This window comes from Methylobacterium mesophilicum, from assembly GCF_036441335.1.
GTDB lineage: Bacteria > Pseudomonadota > Alphaproteobacteria > Rhizobiales > Beijerinckiaceae > Methylobacterium > Methylobacterium mesophilicum_B.
Window position 1 is genome coordinate 26,427 of record NZ_MLBW01000021.1, and the last position, 23,503, is coordinate 49,929.

Annotated in this window: 23 protein-coding genes, 1 tRNA gene and 4 pseudogenes; 15 read left to right on the forward strand and 13 right to left on the reverse strand. The window is 70.0% G+C overall.

Going from position 1 to position 23,503, the window contains the following annotated elements; all coding sequences use genetic code 11:
* Window positions 1-18 precede the first annotated feature (18 nt).
* The 5 genes from MMR14E_RS13895 to MMR14E_RS13915 form a co-directional block, all read right to left on the reverse strand.
* Window positions 19-1,341 (reverse strand): SufD family Fe-S cluster assembly protein, encoded by a 1,323-nt coding sequence (locus MMR14E_RS13895; protein ID WP_331315086.1) that lies wholly within the window; start codon window positions 1,339-1,341, stop codon window positions 19-21.
* A gap of 3 nt (window positions 1,342-1,344) precedes the next feature.
* Entirely contained in the window at window positions 1,345-2,097 is a 753-nt protein-coding gene (gene sufC / locus MMR14E_RS13900; protein WP_020093412.1) for a Fe-S cluster assembly ATPase SufC, read from the reverse strand.
* A gap of 15 nt (window positions 2,098-2,112) precedes the next feature.
* Entirely contained in the window at window positions 2,113-2,352 is a 240-nt protein-coding gene (locus MMR14E_RS13905) for a cytoplasmic protein (RefSeq protein ID WP_331315088.1), read from the reverse strand.
* A gap of 25 nt (window positions 2,353-2,377) precedes the next feature.
* Entirely contained in the window at window positions 2,378-3,847 is a 1,470-nt protein-coding gene (gene sufB / locus MMR14E_RS13910) for a Fe-S cluster assembly protein SufB (protein ID WP_331315090.1), read from the reverse strand.
* 68 nt (window positions 3,848-3,915) lie between these two features.
* Window positions 3,916-5,085 (reverse strand): cysteine desulfurase family protein, encoded by a 1,170-nt coding sequence (locus tag MMR14E_RS13915; RefSeq protein WP_331315091.1) that lies wholly within the window; start codon window positions 5,083-5,085, stop codon window positions 3,916-3,918.
* A gap of 273 nt (window positions 5,086-5,358) precedes the next feature.
* On the opposite strand from MMR14E_RS13915, the gene MMR14E_RS13920 reads away from it, so the two are divergent.
* From MMR14E_RS13920 to MMR14E_RS13930, 3 genes are all read left to right on the forward strand, one after another.
* Window positions 5,359-6,015: an alpha/beta hydrolase gene (locus tag MMR14E_RS13920; protein ID WP_243908665.1), complete on the forward strand. Its 657-nt coding sequence runs from the start codon at window positions 5,359-5,361 to the stop codon at window positions 6,013-6,015.
* Between the two features lie 85 nt (window positions 6,016-6,100).
* Window positions 6,101-6,487 (forward strand): response regulator, encoded by a 387-nt coding sequence (locus MMR14E_RS13925; protein ID WP_331315092.1) that lies wholly within the window; start codon window positions 6,101-6,103, stop codon window positions 6,485-6,487.
* Window positions 6,488-6,545: 58 nt separating this feature from the next.
* Window positions 6,546-7,835: an O-acetylhomoserine aminocarboxypropyltransferase/cysteine synthase family protein gene (locus MMR14E_RS13930; protein ID WP_331315093.1), complete on the forward strand. Its 1,290-nt coding sequence runs from the start codon at window positions 6,546-6,548 to the stop codon at window positions 7,833-7,835.
* Between the two features lie 129 nt (window positions 7,836-7,964).
* Here MMR14E_RS13930 and MMR14E_RS13935 read toward each other — a convergent pair whose 3' ends face one another.
* The 3 genes and pseudogenes from MMR14E_RS13935 to MMR14E_RS13945 form a co-directional block, all read right to left on the reverse strand.
* Window positions 7,965-9,134: an acetyl-CoA acetyltransferase gene (locus MMR14E_RS13935; RefSeq protein ID WP_331315094.1), complete on the reverse strand. Its 1,170-nt coding sequence runs from the start codon at window positions 9,132-9,134 to the stop codon at window positions 7,965-7,967.
* A 199-nt stretch (window positions 9,135-9,333) separates the two neighbouring features.
* Window positions 9,334-9,903, reverse strand: a complete 570-nt coding sequence (locus MMR14E_RS13940; protein WP_331315095.1) for an NUDIX hydrolase — start codon at window positions 9,901-9,903, stop codon at window positions 9,334-9,336.
* Window positions 9,904-10,136: 233 nt separating this feature from the next.
* Window positions 10,137-10,340: pseudogene (locus MMR14E_RS13945) on the reverse strand (squalene/phytoene synthase family protein); the annotation flags it as partial.
* A gap of 20 nt (window positions 10,341-10,360) precedes the next feature.
* On the opposite strand from MMR14E_RS13945, the gene MMR14E_RS13950 reads away from it, so the two are divergent.
* The 8 genes and pseudogenes from MMR14E_RS13950 (at window position 10,361) to MMR14E_RS13985 (ending at window position 15,131) form a co-directional block, all read left to right on the forward strand.
* A complete protein-coding gene (locus MMR14E_RS13950; RefSeq protein ID WP_331315097.1) occupies window positions 10,361-10,648 on the forward strand; it encodes a hypothetical protein in 288 nt (95 codons plus the stop codon).
* On the forward strand, window positions 10,645-10,929 hold the full coding sequence (locus MMR14E_RS13955; RefSeq protein WP_331315098.1) for a monovalent cation/H(+) antiporter subunit G: 285 nt from the start codon (window positions 10,645-10,647) through the stop codon (window positions 10,927-10,929). Before MMR14E_RS13950 ends, MMR14E_RS13955 begins: the two co-directional genes overlap by 4 nt.
* Window positions 10,926-11,177 (forward strand): DUF4040 domain-containing protein, encoded by a 252-nt coding sequence (locus tag MMR14E_RS13960; protein ID WP_331315099.1) that lies wholly within the window; start codon window positions 10,926-10,928, stop codon window positions 11,175-11,177. The genes MMR14E_RS13955 and MMR14E_RS13960 overlap by 4 nt, the downstream gene beginning before the upstream one ends.
* Complete coding sequence (locus tag MMR14E_RS13965) at window positions 11,174-11,950, forward strand: MnhB domain-containing protein (protein WP_331315100.1); 777 nt, start codon at window positions 11,174-11,176, stop codon at window positions 11,948-11,950. Before MMR14E_RS13960 ends, MMR14E_RS13965 begins: the two co-directional genes overlap by 4 nt.
* Window positions 11,947-12,366: a cation:proton antiporter subunit C gene (locus MMR14E_RS13970; protein ID WP_331315102.1), complete on the forward strand. Its 420-nt coding sequence runs from the start codon at window positions 11,947-11,949 to the stop codon at window positions 12,364-12,366. Before MMR14E_RS13965 ends, MMR14E_RS13970 begins: the two co-directional genes overlap by 4 nt.
* 431 nt (window positions 12,367-12,797) lie before the next feature.
* On the forward strand, window positions 12,798-13,688 hold the full coding sequence (locus MMR14E_RS13975; RefSeq protein ID WP_331315255.1) for a complex I subunit 5 family protein: 891 nt from the start codon (window positions 12,798-12,800) through the stop codon (window positions 13,686-13,688).
* Window positions 13,631-13,852: pseudogene (locus MMR14E_RS13980) on the forward strand (tRNA-dihydrouridine synthase); the annotation flags it as partial. The gene MMR14E_RS13975 and the pseudogene MMR14E_RS13980, both read left to right, overlap by 58 nt.
* A gap of 1,003 nt (window positions 13,853-14,855) precedes the next feature.
* The gene (locus MMR14E_RS13985; RefSeq protein WP_331315257.1) at window positions 14,856-15,131 is read left to right on the forward strand and encodes a PilZ domain-containing protein; all 276 of its coding nucleotides are present in this window, start codon (window positions 14,856-14,858) and stop codon (window positions 15,129-15,131) included.
* On the opposite strand, the pseudogene MMR14E_RS29265 reads toward MMR14E_RS13985, so the two are convergent.
* Together MMR14E_RS29265 and MMR14E_RS13995 are read right to left on the reverse strand one after the other, a co-directional pair.
* A pseudogene (locus MMR14E_RS29265) lies at window positions 15,105-15,445 on the reverse strand (IS630 family transposase); the annotation flags it as partial. The gene MMR14E_RS13985 and the pseudogene MMR14E_RS29265 sit on opposite strands and share 27 nt — an antisense overlap.
* Window positions 15,446-15,993: 548 nt before the next feature.
* Window positions 15,994-17,457 (reverse strand): diguanylate cyclase domain-containing protein, encoded by a 1,464-nt coding sequence (locus tag MMR14E_RS13995; protein ID WP_331315258.1) that lies wholly within the window; start codon window positions 17,455-17,457, stop codon window positions 15,994-15,996.
* Window positions 17,458-17,973: 516 nt separating this feature from the next.
* Here MMR14E_RS13995 and MMR14E_RS14000 point away from each other — a divergent pair.
* Together MMR14E_RS14000 and MMR14E_RS14005 are read left to right on the forward strand one after the other, a co-directional pair.
* A complete protein-coding gene (locus MMR14E_RS14000) occupies window positions 17,974-19,515 on the forward strand; it encodes a diguanylate cyclase (RefSeq protein WP_331315104.1) in 1,542 nt (513 codons plus the stop codon).
* Between the two features lie 94 nt (window positions 19,516-19,609).
* Window positions 19,610-19,998 (forward strand): annotated as a pseudogene (locus MMR14E_RS14005) (IS3 family transposase); the annotation flags it as partial.
* An 89-nt stretch (window positions 19,999-20,087) separates the two neighbouring features.
* Here MMR14E_RS14005 and MMR14E_RS14010 read toward each other — a convergent pair.
* From MMR14E_RS14010 to MMR14E_RS14020, 3 genes are all read right to left on the reverse strand, one after another.
* Window positions 20,088-20,163, reverse strand: a tRNA-Thr gene (locus MMR14E_RS14010).
* 107 nt (window positions 20,164-20,270) lie between these two features.
* Window positions 20,271-21,410 carry a 3-dehydroquinate synthase gene (aroB, locus tag MMR14E_RS14015; RefSeq protein WP_331315105.1) on the reverse strand — a complete coding sequence of 380 codons (1,140 nt, stop codon included), beginning with the start codon at window positions 21,408-21,410 and terminating at the stop codon, window positions 20,271-20,273.
* Between the two features lie 19 nt (window positions 21,411-21,429).
* Complete coding sequence (locus MMR14E_RS14020; RefSeq protein WP_020093428.1) at window positions 21,430-22,053, reverse strand: shikimate kinase; 624 nt, start codon at window positions 22,051-22,053, stop codon at window positions 21,430-21,432.
* A 244-nt stretch (window positions 22,054-22,297) separates the two neighbouring features.
* Here MMR14E_RS14020 and MMR14E_RS14025 point away from each other — a divergent pair, with 244 nt between their 5' ends.
* On the forward strand, window positions 22,298-22,450 hold the full coding sequence (locus MMR14E_RS14025) for a histidine kinase (RefSeq protein WP_331290066.1): 153 nt from the start codon (window positions 22,298-22,300) through the stop codon (window positions 22,448-22,450).
* Window positions 22,447-23,391, forward strand: a complete 945-nt coding sequence (locus tag MMR14E_RS14030; RefSeq protein ID WP_331315106.1) for a tyrosine recombinase — start codon at window positions 22,447-22,449, stop codon at window positions 23,389-23,391. The genes MMR14E_RS14025 and MMR14E_RS14030 overlap by 4 nt, the downstream gene beginning before the upstream one ends.
* The last annotated feature ends 112 nt before the right edge of the window (window positions 23,392-23,503 follow it).

Consider the following 23,503-nt stretch of genomic DNA (forward strand, 5'->3'; position numbering starts at 1 on the left):
GGAGGAGGGTGCGTCGCGCTAGCCGCGCGCCTTCAGCCACGCCTCGATCTCGCAAATCAACGCATCGCGGGCGCCCTCGTGCGTGACCGTTTCCACGGCTTCGCCCACGAAGGCCTGGACGAGCAGGCTCTCGGCGGTCGCGCGCGGCAGGCCGCGGGCCATCAGGTAGAACAGCAGGTCCTCGTCCGGCGCGCCGCAGGTGGCCCCGTGGCCGCAGGCGACGTCGTCGGCGAAGATCTCCAACTCCGGCTTGTTCATCATCTGCCCCTCGTCGGTGAGGAGGAGGCAGTCGGACTTCATCTTGCCGTCCGTCTGCTGGGCGGCCTGACGGACGATGATCTTGCCCTGGAACACGCCGGTGGCGTCGCCGTCGATGATCCACTTGAACTGCTCGCGGCCGACGCCGCCGACAGCGGCGTGATCGGCGAGCAGCGTCGAGTCGGCGAGCTGGCCTTTGCGCAGCATGGCGGCGCCGTTGACGACGACGTTGGTGTCCTCGCCCGCGACGTGGACGAAGATCTGGTGACGCGACAGCACCGCTCCGGTCACGAGGTTGACGGTCTCGACCTGACCCTCGGCCTCGACCTTCAGCGACAGCGTCGAGAGCGCGATGGCGGCGTCGCCCTGCTTGTTCAGGCGGGTGTGCCGGAAGGCGGCCTTGGGGCCGACCACCACGTCGAGGGCGTCGTTCGGCTGGCAGGTGAGCCCGTCCGGACCCTCGTGGCTCTCCAGCAGGCCGAATTCCGCGCCCTCGCCGATCTGGACGAGCACGCGGGTGGCCGTCGAGAACGGCGTGGCGCCGGCGCCGACGAAGCGCAGGTGCAGCGGCCGCGCCGGCTTCGCGCCGGGCGCCACCGTGATCAGCGCGCCGTCCGCCAGGAAGGCGGTGTTGAGCTGGTAGACCGGGTTCTCCCGGGCCTGCGCCACGGGGGCGAGCTGCTTCAGGTCGACATGCGCCTTCGTCAGCGCCTCGGACATCGGGACGACCGTGACGCCCTCGGGGATCCGGTCGAGATCCGACAGCTCGCGGACGAGATGGCCGTTCACGAAGGTCAGGCGCGCGGCCTCGATACCGGAGAAGCCCTTGGCCCCGGCGACGGCCGCCCGGGCGGCGTCGAGGCTCGGCGCCTCGGCCGGGGGCGCGGCCTCGGTGATGGCGGCGCGCAGGTCCGTGTACTTGAAGGCCTCGACCCGCCGGCTCGGCAGGCCGGTCGCCTCGAAGAAGCGGAAGGCCTCCTCGCGAGCGATCGCCTTCTCGCTGGCGAAGCTCTGGCGGGCCGACTCGAACAGCTTCGACAGGCCGGCCTCGGCGGGGGAGCGGAGGTTCGTGACGTCGGCCATGGCTCAGGCCGCCTCCCCGGTACGGTACTCGGCGTAGCCCGAGGCCTCGAGCTCCAGGGCGAGCTCCTTCCCGCCGGTCTTCACGATCTGACCCTTCGACATGACGTGCACGGTGTCCGGCACGATGTGGTTGAGCAGGCGCTGGTAATGGGTGATCACCAGGAACGAGCGGCCCTGGTCCCGCAGCGCGTTCACGCCCTCGGAGACGATGCGCAGCGCGTCGATGTCGAGGCCGGAATCGGTCTCGTCAAGCACGCAGAACTTCGGCTGCAGCAGCGCCATCTGGAGGATCTCCATGCGCTTCTTCTCGCCGCCGGAGAAGCCGACATTGAGCGCGCGCTTGAGCATCTCCTTGTTGATCTCGAGCTTGTCGGCGGCGCCGTTCACCGCGCGGATGAAGTCCGGGGTCGAGAGCTCGGCCTCGCCGCGCGCCTTGCGCTGCGCGTTCAGGCAGGCCTTGAGGAAGGTCATGGTGCCGACGCCGGGGATCTCCAGCGGGTACTGGAAGGCCAGGAAGATGCCGGCCGCGGCGCGCTCGTCGGCGGCCATCTCCAGCACGTTCTGCCCGTCGAGCAGGATCTCGCCGTCGAGGACCTCGTAGTCCTCCTTGCCGGCGATGACGTAGGAGAGGGTCGACTTGCCCGAGCCGTTCGGGCCCATGATCGCCGCGACCTCGCCGTCGTTCACGGTCAGGTTGAGGCCGTTCAGGATGCGGTTGTCCTCGATCTGCACGACGAGGTTCTTGATTTCCAGCATGTCAGTCCAAGTCCTTCAAAACCATTCGTCCCGCATCGCCCGCAGGAAGGCGGCGCTCCCGGCCGGGTAGCCGGAGAGGTCGCCGATCACCGCGTCGATGCCGCACCGGGGACAGAGGGCGGTGCCGTCATCGGCGATCCAGCCCGCGATCTCGTCCGACGCGAAAACCGCGAGGCAGAAGAAGCATCCGCACAGGACGCTGCTCCTGACCTCGTCGGCGTGCCGCGCGCTGTGCCGATGGGCCGCGCGCAGCACGCCGTCGTCGTAGCCGCCCAGGCGGTCAGCCCACCGAGCCTTCCAGGCTGATCGAGATCAGCTTCTGGGCCTCGACGGCGAACTCCATGGGCAGCTGCTGCAGCACGTCCCGGACGAAGCCGTTGACGATGAGCGCGGTCGCCTCCTCCTCGGAGAGGCCGCGCTGCTGGCAGTAGAACTTCTGCTCCTCGGAGATCTTCGAGGTGGTCGCCTCGTGCTCGAAGACGGCCGAGGCGTTCTTCGACTCGATGTACGGCACGGTGTGCGCGCCGCACTGGTCGCCGATCAGCAGGGAGTCGCAGTTCGTGAAGTTGCGCGCGCCCTTCGCCTTCCGGTGCGCCGAGACGAGGCCCCGATAGGTGTTCTGCGACCGGCCGGCCGAGATGCCCTTCGAAATGATCCGGCTCGTCGTGTTCTTGCCGAGATGGATCATCTTGGTGCCGGAATCGACCTGCTGCATGCCGTTCGACACCGCGATCGAGTAGAACTCGCCGCGGGAATCGTCGCCGCGCAGGATGCAGGACGGGTACTTCCAGGTGATCGCCGAGCCGGTCTCGACCTGCGTCCACGAGATCTTCGAGCGGGCGCCGCGGCAATCGCCGCGCTTCGTCACGAAGTTGTAGATGCCGCCCTTGCCCTCGTTGTCGCCCGGGTACCAGTTCTGAACGGTCGAGTACTTGATCTCGGCGTCATCCAGGGCGACCAGCTCGACCACGGCGGCGTGCAGCTGGTTGTCGTCGCGCTTCGGGGCGGTGCAGCCCTCCAGATACGAGACGTAGGACCCCTTGTCGGCGATGATCAGCGTGCGCTCGAACTGGCCGGTGTCGCGCTCGTTGATGCGGAAATAGGTCGACAGCTCCATCGGGCAGCGGACGCCCGGCGGGATGTAGACGAACGACCCGTCGGAGAAGACGGCCGAGTTCAGCGTCGCGAAGAAGTTGTCGGTCGCCGGCACGACCGAGCCGAGGTACTTCTGCACCAGCTCGGGATATTCCTGCACGGCTTCGGAGATCGGCATGAAGATCACGCCGGCCTTCGACAGTTCCTTCTTGAAGGTGGTGGCCACCGAGACGGAGTCGAACACGGCATCGACCGCGACACGGCGCTCGGGGGCGATACCCTCCAGCACCTCGACCTCGCGCAGCGGGATGCCGAGCTTCTCGTAGGTCTTCAGGATCTCGGGATCGATCTCGTCGAGCGACATCGCCGCCGGGCGCTTGGGCGCCGCGTAGTAATAGATGTCGTTGTAATCGACCTTGTCGTAGGCGACGCGGGCCCACTCCGGCTCCTTCATGGTCAGCCAGCGCCGATAGGCGTCGAGGCGCCACTCCAGCAGCCACGCGGGCTCGTTCTTCTTGGCCGAGATGAAGCGGACGACGTCCTCGGAGATGCCCTTCTCGGACTTCTCCATCTCGATCGTGGTCTCGAACCCGTACTTGTACTGGTCGAGGTCGATCGAGCGGACCCGGTCGATGGTTTCCTGCACAGCAGGCATCAGCGTCTCCTAGGCATCTCCGGCGTCAAGGGCCGGGAAGCGTCTGTCGGAAAGCGGGGGTGCGGCGCTCAGGCCGCCTGGCCTCGCCGTCTATATAGGGTCTCCACGACCCGTTCGAAGGCGTCGAGGAAGCATGCCACCTCCTCGTCCACCGTGTTCCAGCCGAGGCTGACCCGCAGCGCCCCCCCGGCGAGCGCGGGAGCGACACCCATCGCGGCGAGGGTCGCCGAGCGCGCGACCTTGCCCGAGGAGCAGGCCGAGCCCGACGACACCGCCACGCCGGCGAGGTCGAGGGCGATCAGGGCCGAGGGCGCGTCAAGGCCCGGGACCGAGAAGCTCAGGGTGTTGGGAAGGCGCGGCGCCCCGGCGGCGAACACCACCGCGTCGGGCGCCATGGCCCGCACGCCGGCCTCGATCCGGTCGCGCAGCCCGGCCAGACGCGCGGCCTCGCCGTCGAGTGCCTCGCGGGCGATCCGGGCGGCCTCGCCCATGCCGACGATCGCCGGCAGGCACTCGGTGCCGCAGCGCTGCCGCCGCTCCTGGCCGCCGCCGCGGAGGAAGGCGGTCTCCAGGGTGACGCCCTCGGCCAGCACGAGCGCGCCGACGCCCTTGGCCGCGGCGAACTTGTGGCCCGACAGCGTCAGCGCGTCGAGGCCGAGCGCCGCCATGTCGAGGGGGATCTTGCCGGCGGCCTGGACCGCGTCGCTGTGGACCAGGGTCCGGCCATGTGCCCGCGCCAGGCCGACGATCTCGGCCAGGGGCTGCACCGCGCCCGTCTCGTTGTTGGCGGCATGGACCGAGAGGAGCAGGGTCTCACCGTGGAGGGCGGCGAGGCGCGCCTCCAGGGCGGCGAGATCGACCACGCCGTCGGCCGTCACTGGCACTTCCTCGACGGACGCGTCCGGGAACCGGTGACCGGCCGCGACGCAGGGATGCTCCGTGGCGGAGTGGAGGAGCCGCGTCGGTGCCGCCGCGCCGCGGCGGCGGAGGGATCCCGACAGGACGGCGTTGGCCGCCTCGGTCCCGCCGCTGGTGAAGACAACCTGCGCGGGCCGGGCGTTCACGAGAGCCGCCACCTGGGTGCGGGCCGCTTCCAGGGCAGCCCGGGCCGCCCTGCCCTCCGCGTGGATCGAGGACGGGTTCCCCTGGAGCGTCAGCGCGCGCGCGACAGCGTCCGCGACGGCCGGGCGGACCGGGGCGGTGGCGTTGTAGTCGAGATAGGCGCGTGCCCGGCTCATCCGCGTTCCGTTAAGCCCTCTGCTGCGACGCGTCACAATTCCTTGCCCGCGCGCCGGCTCGCCGTGCTAAGGCGCGCCGAGAAAATGAGATCCCGCCGACCCGGCACGGTCGGCGTGGCAGCCAACGCGGTGCTTCGAACGGCTTGTTTAGAATAGTTCTAATCGCCTAGAACTGTTCTAAGACTGCTTTTATGGGGCGCGCGCGACGAGTCAAGGCTGCTGCGCCGCCGCGCCGATCGCCCGGCGGGCGATCTCCGGAGCGAGAGACGAGCGATGCCCGAAGTGATCTTCACCGGCCCGGCCGGCCGCCTGGAAGGCCGTTACCAAGCCCCCAAGAAGCGCGGCGCGCCGATCGCCATCATCCTGCACCCGCACCCCCAGTTCGGGGGCACGATGAACAATCAGATTGTGTACAACCTTTTCTACACCTTCGCCAACCGCGGCTTCGCGGCCCTGCGCTTCAACTTCCGCGGGGTCGGGCGCAGCCAGGGGGCGTTCGACCACGGGTCGGGCGAGCTGTCGGACGCCGCGGCCGCACTCGACTGGGTGCAGTCGGTCAACCCCGAGGCGAAGTCCTGCTGGATCGCGGGCGTGTCCTTCGGCTCGTGGATCGGCATGCAACTCCTGATGCGCCGCCCCGAGATCGAGGGTTTCATCTCGATCGCCGCGATGGCGAACCGCTACGACTTCACCTTCCTGGCCCCCTGCCCGTCTTCCGGCCTGTTCGTGCACGGCTCCGAGGATCGGGTAGCGCCCGCCCGCGAGGTCATGCCGGTGATCGAGAAGGTGAAGACCCAGAAGGGCGTCATCATCGAGCACCAGATGGTCGACGGCGCGAACCATTTCTTCGACGGCAAGGTCGAGGAACTGACCCAGACGGTCGACACCTACCTCGACAAGCGCCTCGGCAAGCGCGAGGAGGCCGCCTGACGGATCCGGCCCCGCGCCTTGACGGGGGGAGCCCCGGAGGAATAGGGCGCGGGTTTCGGAATTGAGACGCACCTTCGCAGGTCTGATGTCAGATAGCCCGTCCGACCAACCCGTCGTTCTCCTGGTGGAAGATGATGGCCTCCTGCTGATGGAGGCCTCGGATACCCTTGCGGATGCGGGCTTCACCGTCGTCGAGGCGTCGCACGCCGACAAGGCGCTGAAGGTCCTGGAGAACCGCGACGACGTCGGCGTCCTGATGACCGACGTCGACATGCCGCAGGGGTCGATGGACGGCTTCGCCCTGGCCCGCCTCGTCGCGCATCGCTGGCCGTCGATACCCGTGCTGGTGGTGTCGGGCATGGGCACGCCCGGCCCCAACGACATGCCGGAGGGCGCCCGGTTCATCCCGAAGCCCTACGAGCCGACCACCCTGGTCCGGACCCTGCAGGCCTTCATCCGCCGCGCGGCTTGACGCACGGATCCGCTCGGGCTGACTCCCGGTCCGGGCCCCGAACACCCGACCGAGAGCCATGACGGACCAGAACCGACCGCACCGCTTCGCGACCCGGGCCATCCACGCCGGCGCGGCGCCGGATCCCGCCACGGGCGCGCGGGTCCAGCCGATCTACTTCACCAACGGCTTCGTCTTCGACTCGACCGAGCAGGCCGCCGACATCTTCGCCGGTCGCCGGACCGGCTTCTCGTACTCGCGCGGATCCAACCCGACGGTCGCCGCGCTGGAGCGCCGGATCGCCGACCTGGAGGGCGCGAGGGCCGGGGTGGCGGTGTCCTCCGGACAGTCGGCCATGCAGCTGATTCTCATGACGCTGCTGAAGAGCGGCGACGCCTACGTCGCGTCCCCGCGCCTGTTCGGCGGGTCGCTGGGCCTGATGCGCCGGCTCGACGGGCGCTACGACCTGAAGCCGCGCTTCGCGCGCGGCTTGGCCCCGGAGGATTTTGAGGCGGCGATCACGCCGGACTGCCGGGCCATCTTCTGCGAATCGATCGTGAACCCCTGCGCGTCGGTGGTGGACCTCGACGGGATCGCCGCGGTGGCCCGCCGCCACAACCTGCCGCTCGTCGTCGACAACACCCTGGCCTCGCCGGCCCTGATCCGGCCGATCGAGCACGGCGCCGACATCGTCTGGCACTCCACCTCGAAGTTCCTGAGCGGCTCCGGCCAGACCATCGGCGGCGTGATCTGCGACGCCGGCCGCTTCGAGTGGGCGAAGGCCGGCGGCTACAACCTGATCACCGAGCCCTGGCCGGACTACGACGGGCTGGTGCTCACCGAGGCCTTCCCGGAGACTCCGTTCGCGGCGGCCTGCCGGTTCTTCGGCCTGCGCGACCTCGGGCCCGGCCTGTCGCCGATGAACGCGTTCCTGACGCTCACGGGGATCGAGACCCTGCCGCTGCGCATGGAGCGGCACTGCGCCAATGCCCGGGCGGTGGCGGCTTTCCTGAAGGATCACCCGGCGGTGGCGTGGGTGAGCTACCCGATGCTGCCGGGCCAGCCCGGCGAGGACCTCGCCCGCCGCTACGCCCCGGACGGGCCGGGCTCGATCTTCACCTTCGCGCTGAAGGGCGGCGAGCCGGCGGCGCTGCAGTTCATCGCCGGGCTGGAGCTGATCTCGCATCTGGTCAACATCGGCGAGATCAAATCGCTGGCGATCCACCCGTCCTCGACCACGCACCGGCAGCTGCCGGAGCACGAGAAGGCCGCCGCTCAGGTGGGGCCGGAGACCGTGCGGCTGTCGATCGGGCTGGAGAACGAGGCCGACCTGATCGCCGATCTCCGGCAGGCGCTGGATCGCCTCTAGGCGTCATCGCGAGCGCAGCGAAGCGACCCAGAGCCGCGCGATCTCGACTATCCTGGCGCCGCTGGATCGCTGCGCGCCGCTCGCGAGGACGGCCGCGACGGGCAGAGAGGGGTCGCGACCGGGATGGCCTCAGCGCCGCCGCTCCAGGATCGAGACGTAGTTGGCCACCGCCGCGCCGCCCATGTTGAAGATCCCGGCGAGCTCCGCCCCGGGCACCTGCATCTCGCCGGCCTCGCCCATGAGCTGGAGGCAGGCCATGACGTGCATGGATACGCCGGTAGCGCCGACGGGATGGCCCTTGGCCTTCAGCCCGCCGGACGGGTTGATCGGCAGCCGGCCGCCCTTCTCGGCGAGCCCCTCGCGCACCACGCGAAACCCCTCGCCCGGCGCGGCGAGGCCCATCGCCTCGTACTCGATCAGCTCGGCGATGGTGAAGCAGTCGTGGGTCTCCACGAAGGAGAGGTCCTCGTTGGCGATCCCGGCCTGGGCCCGCGCCTTCTCCCAGGCCAACCGCGCGCCCTTGAACTCCGCCGGGTCGCGGCGGGACAGGGGCAGGATGTCGTTGACGTGCGCCCGGGCGCGGAAGCCGATCGCCCGCTCCAGGCCCTCGGCAGTCTCGGCATCGGCCACCACCAGGGCCGCCGCCCCGTCCGAGATCAGCGAGCAATCCGTGCGCCGCAGGGGGGCGGCCACGTAGGGGTTCTTCTCCGAGACCCGGTTGCAGAAGTCGAAGCCGAGATCCTTGCGCAGCTGCGCGTAGGGGTTGCCGACGCCGTTGCGGTGGTTCTTGGCGGCGATGCGGGCCAGATCCTCGCTGCGGTCGCCGTAGCGCTGGAAGTAGCCCGCCGCGATCCGCCCGAACACGCCCGCGAAACCGCCCTCGATGTCGGCCTCCTCCTTGCGGTAGGAGGCGCCCAGCAGGATGTCGCCGGTCTCGGCGACGGTCTTGGCCGTCATCTTCTCGGCGCCGATCACCAGGGCCACGCGCCCGCGGCCGCTGTCGACGAAGTCGAGAGCCGCGTAGAGCGCCGCCGACCCGGTGGCGCAGGCGTTCTCCAGGTGGGTCGCCGGCGCGTGGGCGAGGCCCGGCCGGTTCACCGCCACCAGCGAGCCCTCGAAGCCCTGCTTCGAGAAGCCGGTGTTCATCGAGCCCACGTAGATGCCGTCGACCTGCGATTCCTCGACGCCGGCATGGGCCAGCGCCTCCCCCGAGACCCGGGCGATCAACCCCTCGACATCGGGCTCCTCGAGCTTGCCGAAGGGGGTGTGGGCCCAGCCCACGATGCAGGCGCGCGTCATCCGGTGACCTCCCGTGTGTGGCCCGGACGATGGGCCCGCCGCGGCCGGCGATCAAGACAGGGCGCGAGTTCTTCGACGCGGCGGACTCTTCCGGACGGGGGCCGCCCGGGCCCCGCTCAGCGCAGGTGGAAGGCGACCCACGCGACGCCGACGAGCACCAGCGCGGTCAGCAGCCCGCGGGCGAGCGCGCGGCGGCGTCTCACGGCGCGAACAGCTCCGGATGGCGCGCGCGGAGCGCCAGGACCAGGGTGAGCGTCTTCAGGTCGGTGAGCGCGGCGCTGTCGGCGCGGTCGGCGAGCTCGGCCAGCGGCATCTCGACCACCCGGATGTTCTCGTGCTCGCCCTCGACCCCGCCGCCCGCCTCGACGCGATCCGTCGGGCCGTACGGCGCGAGGTAGAGGTGGATCTTCTCGGTGGACAGACTGGCGCAGGAATAGGTCGCACCGACGAATTCGAGCGCCCGCAGGCGCAGGCCCACCTCCTCCAGCGCCTCCCGGCGGACATTCTCCTCCGGACTGCCGGCGTCGATCAGGCCGGCCGGGGCCTCCAGCTGGACCTGCTCGCCCGTCGCGAACAGCGGCGGCACGCGCAACTCGCGCACGAGCGTCGCGACCTTCCGCTCCGGATCGTAGGGCAGGATTCCGACCGAGTCGCCGTGATCCTCGATCGCGCGCTCGACGATTGTGCCGTCGGCGAGGCGCACCCGCGCGATCCCGAAGCGGCTCCAGCCCTCGTGGACGAAGCGGATAGTGAGGATCTCAGCTCTCATGCGCGCGCCCACCCTTCATCGCCCTACACGGAAGCGTGTCCCCGGGTTCCGGGAACGCCGACACATGCGGCCACGTTTGGTCGGACATGCGCATGGTCACGCTTCCGCGGGGCGCGCCGGTCAGGATCGATGCGGGCAGGATCGACGCAGGCAGGACCGATCGGCGGGATCCGGAAGCGTTCGCGGCGGGACGGTGCCGCGATCTGGGTCGTGCTCGCCGTCACCTACATGGTCTTCGCCGGCTCCCTGAGTGTGAACGAGGGGATGGCCTTCGGCTCGCCGAGCATCGCCACGGTGGCGCCGTGACGGTCGAGGCAATCCTGCGGGAGGTAGACGCGGTCGAGCGCGGCGAAATCCTTGCCGCAATCCTGAAGGTGGTTGATCACCTGGAGCGCCGCGCAGATGGCGTCGGAGGCGCGGTAGACCCGGGCCGGGTCCCTCCTCGGAGACCGCCACGGTGCCGCCGCCGGAGCGGCGGAGCGCCGCCAGCACCTCCCGGCCGCGGACCGGCTGGGCGATCGAGGCGCCTTCCGCGAGGGTCGGGCGGGGCGTCACCGGCAGGAAATCCTCCGCGCCGGCCTCGAAACCCGCGTGCCAGCTCGCCGGCAGCGTCACGGTCCTGATCCTGACGCTCATGGCCTTCGCCACCGACCAGGCGTCGATCACCGATCTCGCCCTCACCCTGGTCCTGCTGAACCTGCCCGGCACCATGCTGCTCGCGGTCTTCCTGGAGCGTTGGATATGAGCGTCGCGATCGGCTCGGTCCTTGCCCTCGCCGTGGCCTGCGCGTGGCTCGCGGCCCTCGCCCTCTGGCGTCTCCCCCGGGCGCTCGACCGGATGCACGCTCTCGCGTTCCTGAACGTCGCGGCCGCGATCCTCGTCACGGTGGCGGCCTTCCTGGCCGACGGCGTCTCCGGGCGCTCGCTCAAGATCCTGGTGATGATGGTGGTGTTCCTCGCCTGGGCGGCGGTGCTGTCGCACGTCTCGGGCCGGGCCGTGCTGATGCGCGAGGGCCGCTCGGCATGACGGTCATCCTGCCGCTGCTCTTCCTCTTCACCGCGATCTCCGGCTCCGCCGTCGTCCTGGTCCGCGACCCCGCCCGGCAGGTCTTCGCCATCGCGGTCAACGGGCTCGTCCTGGCGATCCTGTTCGACGCCCTCCAGGCCCCCGACGTCGCGCTCTCGGAGCTGGCGGTGGGTTCGGCGGCGGTGCCGCTCCTCTTCCTCGTGGCCCTGATGGCCGTGCGGACCCAGCCGCCCGAGGAGAAATCGTGAGTCCGCGCGCCCGAGTCGCGCTCCTGGCCCTCGCGGGCCTCGTCCTCCTCCCCTGCGCGGCCGCGGTGATCGCCGGCCTGCCGCCCTTCGGATCGACGATCGCCCAGTACGGCGCGCGCATCAACGCGATCGTCCCGGAGGCCCGGCACGTCGCCAACATGGTGAGTGCCATCAACTTCGACCTGCGCGGCCTCGACACCCTCGGCGAGGAGTTCATGCTGCTCGCCGCGATCACCGGGACGGTGGTGCTCCTGCGCGGGCGGCGTGGCGAGGGCAACTCCGAGCGCGCCATGCGCAGGCCCGGCCGCGCCGTGATCCCGCGCTCCGAGGCCGTCGTGCTCGCCTGCCGGGTCGCCGGCCCGCTCACCGCGCTGTTCGGCCTCTACGTCGTGCTGCACGCGACCGTCACGCCGGGCGGCGGCTTCCAGGGCGGCGTCATCCTCGCCTCCGGGACCCTGCTGATCTACCTCGGCGAGGGCTATGCCGGCTGGCGCGACGCCATCCGCAGCCACTGGCTCGACGCCCTGGAGGGCGGCGGCGCGCTGCTCTTCGCCCTGTGCGGGCTCGCCCCGATGCTGACCGGCGCCGCCTTCATGCAGAACATCCTGCCGCTCGGCACCTTTCGCGACCTCTTCTCGGGCGGCCTGATGCTCATCGAGAATCTCGGCGTCGCCCTGGCGGTGACGGGCGGCTTCACGCAGCTCTTCCTGGAATTCATGGAGGAGACCCGCGAGGCCGACGCGCCCGACGAGCCGGGGGAGGAATCCGCGTGAGTGCGGTCACCAGTGTTCTGCCCTACGCGGTCGCCGCGTGGCTGTTCGGGATCGGCCTCTACGGCATCGCCACGAGCCGCAACTTCATCCACCTCGTGGGCTGCCTCGGCGTGTGCCAGTCGGCGACCTACGTGCTCCTGCTCGGCCTCGGCTATCGCTGGGGCAGCATCGCGCCGATCTTCTACGACCATCCGCCGGGAACACCCGCCGTGGACCCGGTCATGCAGGCGCTGGTGCTCACCGACATCGTGGTCGGCGCGACGCTCACCGCCCTCCTCCTCGTCCTGACCATCCAGGCCTACAAGCGCGGCGGCAGCCTGGACCCGGAGAAGCTCCGGCCGATGCGCGCGGGAGGCCGGTCCGGGCGCGACGCCGGAACCAGCCGCGCGCGCGACGCGGGGCGGAGCGCCCCGTGACCGTCATCCCGGCCGCCCTCCTGCCCCTGCCCGTCGCCATCCCGCTCGTGGTCTGCGCCGCGATGCTGGCGACCGCGCACGTCCTGCCCGGCCGCCTCCCCGACATCCTGGCGACGCTGGCGGCGCTCACCGTCGCGGTGCTGTGCGGCATCATCGCCAGCCACGCCGCCGACGGGCCGCTGGTCTACTGGTTCGGCGGCTGGGAGCCGCGCGACGGCGTCCATCTCGGCATCGGCTTCTCGGTGGACGAGGCCAGCGGCTGGGTCGCGGCCTTCATCGGTCTGCTCTACGCCCTGACCTTCGTGTTCGCCTGGGGCTTCTTCGACCGCACCCATGGCCACTTCCACATCCTGATGCTGCTGTTCCTGGCCGCCATGGTCGGGTTCTGCTTCACCCGCGACATGTTCAACCTGTTCGTGTGGTTCGAGGTGATGAGCGTCGCGGCCTTCGCGCTGACGGCCTACCACTTGGCGGAATCGTCGCTGGCGGGCGCCATCAACTTCACGGTTGTGAACAGCCTCGCGGGCTTCCTGATGCTCGGCGGCATCGGCCTGATCTACGCCCAGACCGGCACGCTCGACTTCGAGGGCATCGCGGCCGCGGTGGCGCGGGGCGGCCGGGATCCGGTCGTGGCCGGGGCGTTCTGCCTCGTGGCGGCCGCCCTGATGATCAAGGGCGCGATCGTGCCGTTCCAGTTCTGGCTCGCCGACGCCCACGCGGTGGCGCCGAGCCCGGTCTCGGTGATCTTCTCCGGGTCGATGGTCTCGCTCGGCCTGTTCGGCCTGGCCAAGGTCAGCGCCGTCGTCTTCGGCGGCTCCGATCAGGTTCAGCACGCTCTGCCGGGGCTGCTCATCGGCCTGGGCAGCTTCACCGCCCTCCTGGGCGGCTGGATGGCGCTGCTGCAGCGGCACCTCAAGCGGATGCTCGCCTTCTCGACCATCTCGCATGCCGGGATCATGCTCACCGGCCTCGGCGCCCTCTCGGTCGACGGGACCGGCGGGATGCTCGTCTACGTGGTGGGCCACGGGCTGGTGAAGGGCGCCCTGTTCATGATCGCCGGCATCCTGCTCGCCACCCAGGCCAGCATCGACGAGATCGCCCTGCGCGGCCTCGGGCGGGCGATCTGGCCGGCCGGAATCGCCATGGCCCTCGCCGGGCTGCTGCTCTGCGGCCTGCCCCTCGGCGTGCTCGACCAGGGCACGCGCCTCGTCCAGGGCGCGCTGGCGCAGCGGGGGCACGGGATCGCGCTGGCGGCCGGCGCCGTCNCAACGTCGGCTGCCCCTCGGACCGGGTGCAGGAGGGCCGCTTCGGCGCCTGCCTGATGCGCGAGCCGGCCCTGGTCGGCGACTGCGTCGCCGCCATGAAGGCCGCGGTCCCCGTGCCGGTGACGGTGAAGTGCCGGATCGGCGTCGACGACCAGGACCCCGAGGCGGCGCTCGACAGCCTGGCCGACGCCGTGGTGGCGGCGGGCCTGATCGAGCACGCCCTCCCGCGGGCGGCGGCGGCCTTCATGCACCGGCCGGCCGCGCACGCGCTGGCGGAGGGACCGGGCTGGCTCCCCTGGGGCTCGGTCGCGGCCGCCCTGGCCGGTGCGGGCTACGGCCTGTTCCGGAGGCACCTGCCGGCGCTGGTGGTCCGGCCGGTCAGCGCCTCGCAATCGGCGCCGACCCGCGCGCTGGAGGTGCTCCACAGTGGTCTGATCGGCGATTACGGCGCTTGGCTCGCGGTCGGCGTGGCGGCGATCGCGGCCGTGCTGGCCATGGCATGAGGGTGCCGCGCGACCTCGAAATGGGGCTCCGCGACCTCGTACCGGCACGGTCCGTCGGACGGAGGTCCGGCCGCGCCGAGGCTCTCCGCAGGAGGATCGCGTCGTCGAGGGCAGCGGTGCCGCAGAGAGATGCGCATCCCCGACCCCCTCATTGCGGACACGGGGGTATGAACGTCGCTGTTTGACGGCGCCGCTCGCCGGTCTGGAAAGAGCCGCGCTGCGAGGGGGGAAACCGGCATCTGCCGACCAAGTGGACCGGATCGCGACGCAGCGCCGTCTATCCGCTGACTCCGTGCTGGCCGGATCGGCCATGCGCCTCACGGATCGGGCGCTGCCGCCGTACAGCGCTCCGCCGGAAGCGACAGGATCGTGGCGGCCGATGACGATCGATCCGGGTTCGGGTTGCGCGTGATCGAGGACGCCTCGCGCGTGTGGGGCGTCCAGATCCGGAACGCGCTCGGGCGATCGAAGCGGGAACCGCTGGGCAAGGTCGGGCTGCGGCCGCTGACCGGCCGGCGCCGCGACGACGTCGCCGACGTGACTCGGTCGGCACTGAACCGCGCCGGCGCGGTGCTTCCGCGACCGGACGCGCGGTGCCTGTCCTGTGCCTCATCTCGAACAGGGGATCGGCGGGATGATCTCGGGCGACGTGCGCTATCAGACTGTCTGCGGCGACAGGCGCGATAGTCTCGGCGCGAGACAGAGAGTTGAGCGCCCTGACATGCCCCATGAGAGACGTGCCCGCCCGCGTATCGAGACGGATCTGACCGGACGCATCGTGCCGAATTTCGGCCGTGCGGTGGGCTGCAGGGTCCTGGATCGATCGCCGGGCGGAGCGCAGCTTCGCGTGAACAGCGTCTTCGGTCTTCCCGAGACGTTCATGCTGGAGATCCCGCAGACCGCGGAGCGCATCAACGCGCGCGTCGTCTGGCGCTCGGCAGGCAATCTCGGCGTGGTGCTCAGCGCGAACGGGGGCGGCGATCCTGGACAGGCGTAAGGCCGCCACGAAGGTCGCGGTCTTCCAATGGCCGCGCATCGCGGGCGACCGCAGCCGCTCGCCGCGCGGTGAACGCCCGGGCCATGTTGAACCACGCCTCGCTGAGCCCTCACGTCCGATCGCTTCTGCTCGGCGACGCGCGCTGTCCTATTTGAACGTGCGGTCGGGCGCGTCGAGTAAGCTCCTCAGCTGCCCAGCCCGACCGTCCGATCGTGCTCGGCCCGCAGCCGGACGCCGATCTCGTCCCAGGTTCTGTCGCCCCTCGCGTCGACCGGGCCCCGCAGGAACGCCTCGTGCGGATCGATCTCCGCGGACGGAGAGGCTGGAGATAGTCCGGGCGCCGTACCGGTTCGCCGCGGTCAACGCGGTGTTGGTCGGTGCCATCTGGAGCCGCGCGGGCCCAGGCCTTCGCGAATACCCTCGACGGTCGAGCGGCCGGCTCATCCACAAGCCTCAGGCAGCGGGCCGTATGGAACCGCTGACAATGGGTTAATTTAACCTGAATGGGAAATGCGTAGGGCCGTCAGTATGAGCTTTACTGTTGTGAAGGGCAGCGACGACCACACGCTCGAGGATGCGGTCCGTCGGGGGGTCGCCGACGGGTTGGCCCGGTTGCTGGGCGTACCCAGGCATCCTGACCGCGTCCAAGCACTGCTCGACGCGGGCGCACGGACCCAGAGCGACGGCTCTGTGCCACCTGCCCGAGACCCGGCGGGATCGAATCAGAACGCCTGATGGGCCGACGCCTGCGCTCGAAGACAGCGGCGTCAGAGAGCGCAACGCCTCTCGGTCGCGCCCTGCAGCCAGCCCGATCGCGGCCGATCTGCATCACAGGCGTGGTCCTGGGCGCCATGGCGAGAGCCTACGCACCGCGAGCCCGCACCGTCGGCCGCTCCGCATCGGCCGAGTAGGTTCGAGCCGTGCCCTTCTGCGCACGCTTCGCGGCATAGAGTGCCGCATCAGCGTGGCGCAGAAGCAGGTCCCGATCTTGTCTGGCTTCTCGGGACCACGCGAGGCCAACCGTGCCTGTCACGCGCGTGATCTGCTCCTGCGCGGATACGACGATCTCGAGGTCGTGCAAGAGGCACTTCACCATCGCCTTCAGGCGCTCACCATCGCACGCGGCCGGTGCCAGGATCGCGAACTCGTCGCCGCCCAGCCGCGCCGGAAGGCACCCGGCGTAGCGGGGTGCGCGCAACCGCTCGGCCACGCGACGCAGAACGTCGTCGCCGGCCGCGTGTCCGAGGCGATCGTTCACGCCCTTGAAGCCGTCGAGGTCGATCACGAGGACGGCCACGTCGATGTCCGAAGCCCGCGCTTCCCGCAGCCGCGCGTCGAGAACCCGGTGAAACTCGGCTCGGTTGGCCAGTTGCGTCAGGTCATCGGTGCGGGCCTGCCGGCGAAGGCGCTCCTCCAAGCCGTGCCGTTCGGTGATATCCTGGATCAGACCGATGAGGGCGACGGGCTTACCCCTGGCCAACTCGATCTCGCAGGAGCAGCGAACGCGTCGGGCGTTGCCCTTGGCTGTCACGAAGGCGGCATCCATCTCGAAGGGCTCGCCGGTATCCAGCACGCGCATGACCGCGACGCGAAAGAGGGCGCGATCGGGCTCGGGGAAGAAATTCATGATCTCGCCAGTCGGTACACCGCCGCTGACGGGCAGCTCATGGATGGCGAACACCCCGTCCGACCAGGAGGTGGACTGGCGCTCGATGTCGTAGCGGTACGATCCCATGTCGGCCATGCGCTCCGCCTGCTTGAACTGGCGTCGCTCACGCTCCAGGCCTTCGACGGCGACCCGGCGCTCTTCGGCAGTCTCGGCCGCCCGCAGGGCTCCGGCGCGAGCCTCGATCAGGGCTTCCGCGAGGCAGGCCAGCTCCGCGAGCACCTCCAGGTCGGTCGCCGTCGGCTCGCGGGGCTGTTCATCGAGGACGCACAGCGTACCGATCGTGATCTTGTCGCCGTCTGCCTGCCGGACGCGTACCGGCACGCCCGCGTAGTAGCGGATGTGCGGCGCACTCGTGACGAAGGGGCTGTCCGCGAAGCGATGGTCGCGCTTGGCATCCGCCACAATCAGCGGAGCCTCAGTCTCGAACACGACGGGGCAGAACGCCTGGGCACGCGGTGTCTCGGCCGCCAGCGGGCCGCATCGCGCCTTGAACCACTGGCGCTCTGGGTCGATCAGAGTGATCGAGGACATGCCAGTGCCGAGCATGCGTTGTGCGAGCTTGGCGAGGGCGTCGAACTCGCGCTCGGGCGGCGTGTCGAGGAGAGCGATCTCGCTCAGCGCCTGTTGGCGACGTGCCTCGCGCTGCGAGCTCGATATCTTCCCCTGCAGCACGACGTGTCCCCGCTGAAGCCATCAGGCTGCCTCGGTGGTACGACGAGAGAGTTTAATCGAGCGTGTGATGGCCGGATGTCTGTTCGTGCCTGAGCGTGCCGGTGGCTTCCCGGGATCGACTGCGGAAGGAGCCGCGGTCACCGTCTCGCGCCCTCGAACGATCCGACAGCCTCCCGGCGAGGTCCATCCCCCGCTGCTGGCGCTGCCGGATCCGGGCAGCAGCTTCACGGCCTACCCGGCGCTACAACCATGCCCGGGACACAGGCAGGTCCAAAGTCGCCATCGCGACCAGCCTCCGCGGTTTCCCATTCCCGCCCACACCCGAGGCTGCGCTCTGAGGGGTTGCGCCCGGTGCTCGATCTCGACGCCTCGATACAACCGCGAAGGTACTTGTAGTCCGTGCAGCTCGACGCGCCGGAATGTAACTCCGACGACACGGTAGGGGCGCTTTAAGATCCGACAACCTATGTTGTTGCCTCGGTTCCGAGAGTATGAGGCGCGATGCCGTTTGCCCGCCAGAAGATCGTTCGCGCCCCCTCGCCGCGCCTCCTGATCGCGGCCGGCGTGGCCGTGACCGTCGTGCTGTGCGGATGCGCGGGCCTGGCCGTCGCGGGACTGCGCAAGACGGCTTGGCAGCAGGCCAATATCGGCGCCGAGACATTGCTGGACAGTCTGACGCGTACGTTGACGCGCGATTTCGAACTCTACGACCTGTCGCTGCAAGCCGTGGCGGATCGTCTGCGCGACCCGATCCTCGAGGGCGTTTCGCCACAAGTTCGGCACCTCGCCCTGTTCGACCGAGCGGCGACGGCCTCAGGGTACGGGGCAATCTTCGTCCTCGACGCGCAGGGCGACGCGTTCATCGACTCCGGCTCCCTGGTACCGCGTCGGCTGAACGGTGCCGATCGCGTCTATTTTCAGGTCCAGCGCGGCCGAGACGCCGGCCTGTATGTCGGTCGACCATGGCGCACGCGCGTCAGCGGTCGTGAGATGATCCCATTGAGTCGGCGTTTCGCCTACGCGGACGGAACGTTTGCCGGCGTCGTCGTCGGAGCGATCGAGCTCGCGTATTTCGAGGCGGTGTTCGCTCGTCTCAATCGCAATCTCAACCTCAAGATCACCGTATTGTTCGATGATAGCCAATCGAACGGAGACGGACAGATACCCGTCCAATACCCCGCCGCCGATGCTCTCGATAGGCGGACGCTCGCGGCGATCGCGAAGGCCGAACATATCAGCCTCATCGCGCCCCTCGCGGGTGCGGAAGCCCTGCACCTGGCTCATCGGGTGGGGACGCTCCCGATGCACGTCGTCGTCTCGGTCCCACTCAGCACGATCGCTTCGGCGTGGCACGCCCGAGCAACAGCGATCGTCTTGATTGTCGGCACACTCGCTTTGGCCCTGCTGTGCCTTCTCCAACTGCTGCGCAGCGAGTTGCGGCGGAGGGCGGCCGCGGAGGCAGAACTCGCGGCCCTCGCGCTGACGGACGCGTTGACGGGTATCCCCAATCGCCGCCACTTCGATCAGAGGCTCGCTGAGCTGGAGCGTGCCACATCACGTGCGCGGTTCGCGCTCGCGCTGATCGATGTGGATCGCTTCAAGGCTTTCAACGACCATTCCGGCCATCCGGCCGGGGACCGCGTGTTGAAAGCCGTCGGCGCGGAGCTGGAGCTGTGTGCAGCGGCCGCCGGCGGGATCGCCTTCCGGGTAGGGGGAGAAGAATTCGCGATCGTCTTGGTCGGGGTCGACAAGGCCCGCGCGCTGGAGGTCGCTCGCTGTTGCCGGCGCTCGATCGCAGCTCTGGCGCTGCCTCATGAGCTGAGTCCCCTCGGCATCGTGACAGTGAGTGTGGGGCTTCTGTATGCCGACCGCCAGTTCGTCGCGACGCAGGCGGAGTGGCTGAGCCTCGCGGACGCTGCGCTCTACGAGGCGAAGCGCGGCGGGCGCGATCAGGTCCGCATGATCGAGATCATCGATGGCAGAGCAGACCATTCCGGCCCCTCAACCAAAGTGATGGAACCCGAAGAACTCAGCGCTGCCTGACCGACCATCATCAGGCTCCGCGCCCCTCGGCAGTTGGGCTGCTTCCGATTTCACGGATAACCGATCCGGCCGCGATGGTGACGCCGGAGGTGATTCATACCGCGTCGTAGGCTCGGCGATGCAGGCCAGCATGACGGCGCAACGCGTCACGGATGCGCTCGTCATGGCGATCTGGCGCCGAGGCGAGCCGGATGCTTTGCTGCATCACGCGGATCACGGTTCGCGAGATACGAGTGAGGCATGCCAGCGCCTGATGGCCATGCACGGTCTGACCTGTCCGTTGAGCCGGTCGCGCAACGTGTGGGACTACGCGGCGATCGAGAGAGGCTTCTCGTCACTGAAGACCGAGCGCACAACCCGGTGGACGTACCGCTTCCGGGACGAAGCCCGCCGGACGTTTTCGATCACATCGAGCGCTTCCTCGACCCGGTGCGGCGGCACTCAACACTGGGCTATCTCAGCCCTGTCGAGTTCGAAAACTGAGCCCCATGAGTTCAGAATGGTACCCGCCGAACAGGCAGCAGGCCAGCCGAACAATGCTGACGCGCTTCCTGAGAAAGGAGGGAATTGTATGGTGCCGCAAGAGGGATTCGAACCCCCGACCCCCTCATTACGAATGAGGTGCTCTACCAGCTGAGCTATTGCGGCCCTGGCCCCGACAGGACCGTCAGCGACGCGCGGTGACCGGCGCCGGACGTGCAGGCTCATAGCGGCCCGGCCTGCGTTAGGCAAGGCCACAGCCGCCGTCGCGGGCGTCAGGCGGCCCGGTCCGACGCCAATTCATCCCGCAGGAACGCCGCCACCTCGACCCGGTCCACGCCTGGAGCGATGAAGCTCTGGCCGATCCCCCGGGCGAGGATGAAGGTCAGCGCGCCGTCGCGGACCTTCTTGTCCTGGGTCATCGCGTCGAGGAGCGCCTCGACGTCGCCGCATCCGCCCGGGACGGCCTGCAGACGGGTCGGCAGGCCGGCGAGCGCGAGGTGGTTGGCGACGCGGCCGGCATCCTGCCCGGCACAGAGCCCGAGGCGGGCCGAGAAGCGGAAGGCCAGGGCCATCCCGATCGCCACGCCCTCGCCGTGGACCAATCGGGCGGAATCGTACCCGGTCAGGCGTTCCAGGGCGTGGCCGAAGGTGTGGCCGAGATTGAGCAGCGCCCGCTCGCCGTCTTCCCGCTCGTCGCGAGTGACCACCGCGGCCTTGGCCCGGCAACAGGACGCGACCGCCTGCTCGCGCTCCGGACCGCCGGCGAAGATCCCGCGCCAGTTTGCCTCGCACCAGTCGAAGAAGCCCGGATCGGCGATCAGCCCGTACTTGGCGACCTCGGCGTAGCCGGCGCGCATCTCGCGCTCGGACAGGGTGTCGAGGGCGGCCGTGTCGGCTAGGACGAGGCGCGGCTGGTGGAACGCGCCGATCAGGTTCTTGCCCAGCGGCGCGTTGATGCCGGTCTTGCCGCCGACCGAGGAATCGACCTGCGCGAGAAGGCTCGTGGGCACCTGCACGAAGCGCACACCGCGCCGCAAAGTGGCGGCCGCGAAGCCGGCGAGGTCGCCGACCACGCCGCCGCCCAGCGCCACGACGAGGTCGCCGCGCTCGACCTTCAGGGCCAGCAGCCCGTCGCAGACCTCCGCGTAGCCCGCGTACGATTTGGAGGCCTCGCCCGGCGCCACGGTGACCACGCCAGCCTGAAGGCCGGCGCGCTCCAGGCTGGTCCGCAGCCGCGCGGCGTAGAGCGCGCCCACCGTCGCGTCCGTCACGATCGCCGCCCGGCGGCCCCCGAGCGCGGCGACGGCGGCGCCGGCCGTGTCGATCAGCCCGCGCCCGATCTGGATGTCGTAGGCGCGGCCGGCGTCGAGGGGCACGTGGACGGTCAGCAGGTCCGGACGGGGCTGAGTCATGACTGGGTTTGCTCGAGTCTCACTGGGCGGCCACCGGGATAGAGCCTTCGCCGCTGAGATGGGCGTCCAGCGCCTCCAGCACGTCCTGGACGACCCGGTCGTGCGACACCTCCCGGGAAATGACCATCACGTCGGCCGCGGCGTAGACCGGGTGGCGCACGGCCATCAGGTCGCGCATCGTCGCCTCCGGATCCTCGGTCTGAAGCAGCGGGCGGTTGCCGCGCTTGCGCACGCGTCGCATCAGCACGTCCAGATCGGCCTTCAGCCAGACCGAGACCGCCGATTCCGCGATGCGCGCGCGGGTCGCCTCGCGCAGGTAGGCGCCGCCGCCCGTCGCCAGGACCAGCGGGCCGGCCCGCAGCAGGCGCGAGATCACCCGCTCCTCGCCGTCGCGGAAGCTCGGCTCTCCGTAGATCGCGAAGATGTCGGGGATCGTCAGGCCGGCCGCGGCCTCGATCTCGATATCGGCATCCTTGAAGATCAGCCCGAGGCGGCTCGCCAGACGCCGGCCGACGGTGCTCTTGCCCGCTCCCATGAGGCCGACGAGCACGATCGAGCGCAGGCCGAGCGCGCGGCGAAGACGCGCCTCGATCGGTTCCCCCGCCTCCTCCCCGCTCATGGCCTCCTGCATCGACTCCTGCATCGCATCCGTGTGGCGTCCCCGCCCCCTCACCGGCCCCCCGGGCGCTTGTCGCCGGGCAGCCTCGCATCCTCAGGCAGGCTCTTAGCGCGATTCAAGCGGCCTGCGAAACGCATCGCTGTGTCGTCGCGGGCCTTGTCAGCGCCTCGTTCACGTGGTCGAACCCGGGCACTGGCGGCGGCTCGGAGAAGGCTTTCGCCCGCCCCCTTCCTGCCGCCAGCGCCCGTCTGCCCGAGGTTCGACCGACGTGCCGACCCTGTTCCGTTTCTTTGCCACCATCGCGATCCTGGCAGGTCTGGTCTACGCCGCCATGTTCGCGCTCGCGAATTTCGTGCAGCCGACGCCGCGGGAGATGAGCGTGACCATCCCCGCCTCGAAGCTGCAGCCGGGCAACCGTTGAGCGGGGCGGAGAGCGGCGGCGACGCCGCCCGGGCCCCCCGCCCCGAGGTCGCCGAGTATCTCGACATGCTGGCCGCCGAGCGCGGTGCCGGCCTCAACACCGTGAGCGCCTACCGGCGGGACCTGGACGATTACCTCGCCTATCTGGCGCGCACGGGCACGGCGCTCGGCGACGTGGATGCCGGCACGCTCCGGGCATTCCTGATCGACATGGAGATGCGGGGCCTGAAGGCGTCGTCGGCGGCGCGGCGCCTGTCCTGCGTGCGCGGTTTCCACAAATTCCTCTACGCCGAGGGCGGCGCGGAGAGTGATCCGAGCGTCGCGGTGTCCGGTCCGCGCCGCGGGCGCGCGCTCCCCAAGGTGCTGTCCATCGCGGAGGTCGACCGGCTGCTCTCCGCGGCGCAGGCGGCCGCCGGCGCCGACCAGCCCCCGGGACCGGCCCGGCGGGCGCGCCGGATGGTGTGCCTGCTCGAGCTGCTCTACGCCACGGGCCTGCGCGTCTCGGAGCTGGTCGCGCTGCCCCGCGCGGCGGGGTCGAGCCGGGAGCGCTACCTCATCGTCAAGGGCAAGGGCGGACGCGAGCGCCTGGTGCCCCTGACGGACGCGGCGCGCACCGCGATGGCGGCGCATCTTCCGGCCGTGCCCGCGGACTCCCCGTGGCTGTTTCCGGCCGACAGCGACAGCGGCTATCTCACCCGGCAGGCCTTCGCCCGCGATCTGAAGGCGCTCGCCGCGGCGGCGGGCCTCCATCCGGACCGCGTGAGCCCCCACGTGCTCCGCCACGCCTTCGCCAGTCATCTCCTGCAGAACGGCGCCGACCTGCGCATCGTCCAAGAGCTGCTCGGCCATGCCGATATCTCGACCACGCAGATCTACACGCACGTGCTCGACGAGCGCCTGAAGGCGATGGTCCGCGATCTGCATCCGTTGATGGATCGCTAGCGATTCCGCGCGGAACGCGTGGCAACTCCTGGTGGATCGCCCCAATTGTATAGGTTTAGCGAACTGCCTAAGAGTAGCCCCTCGCCATACCGGTACGCGAGCCAGCCTTTAC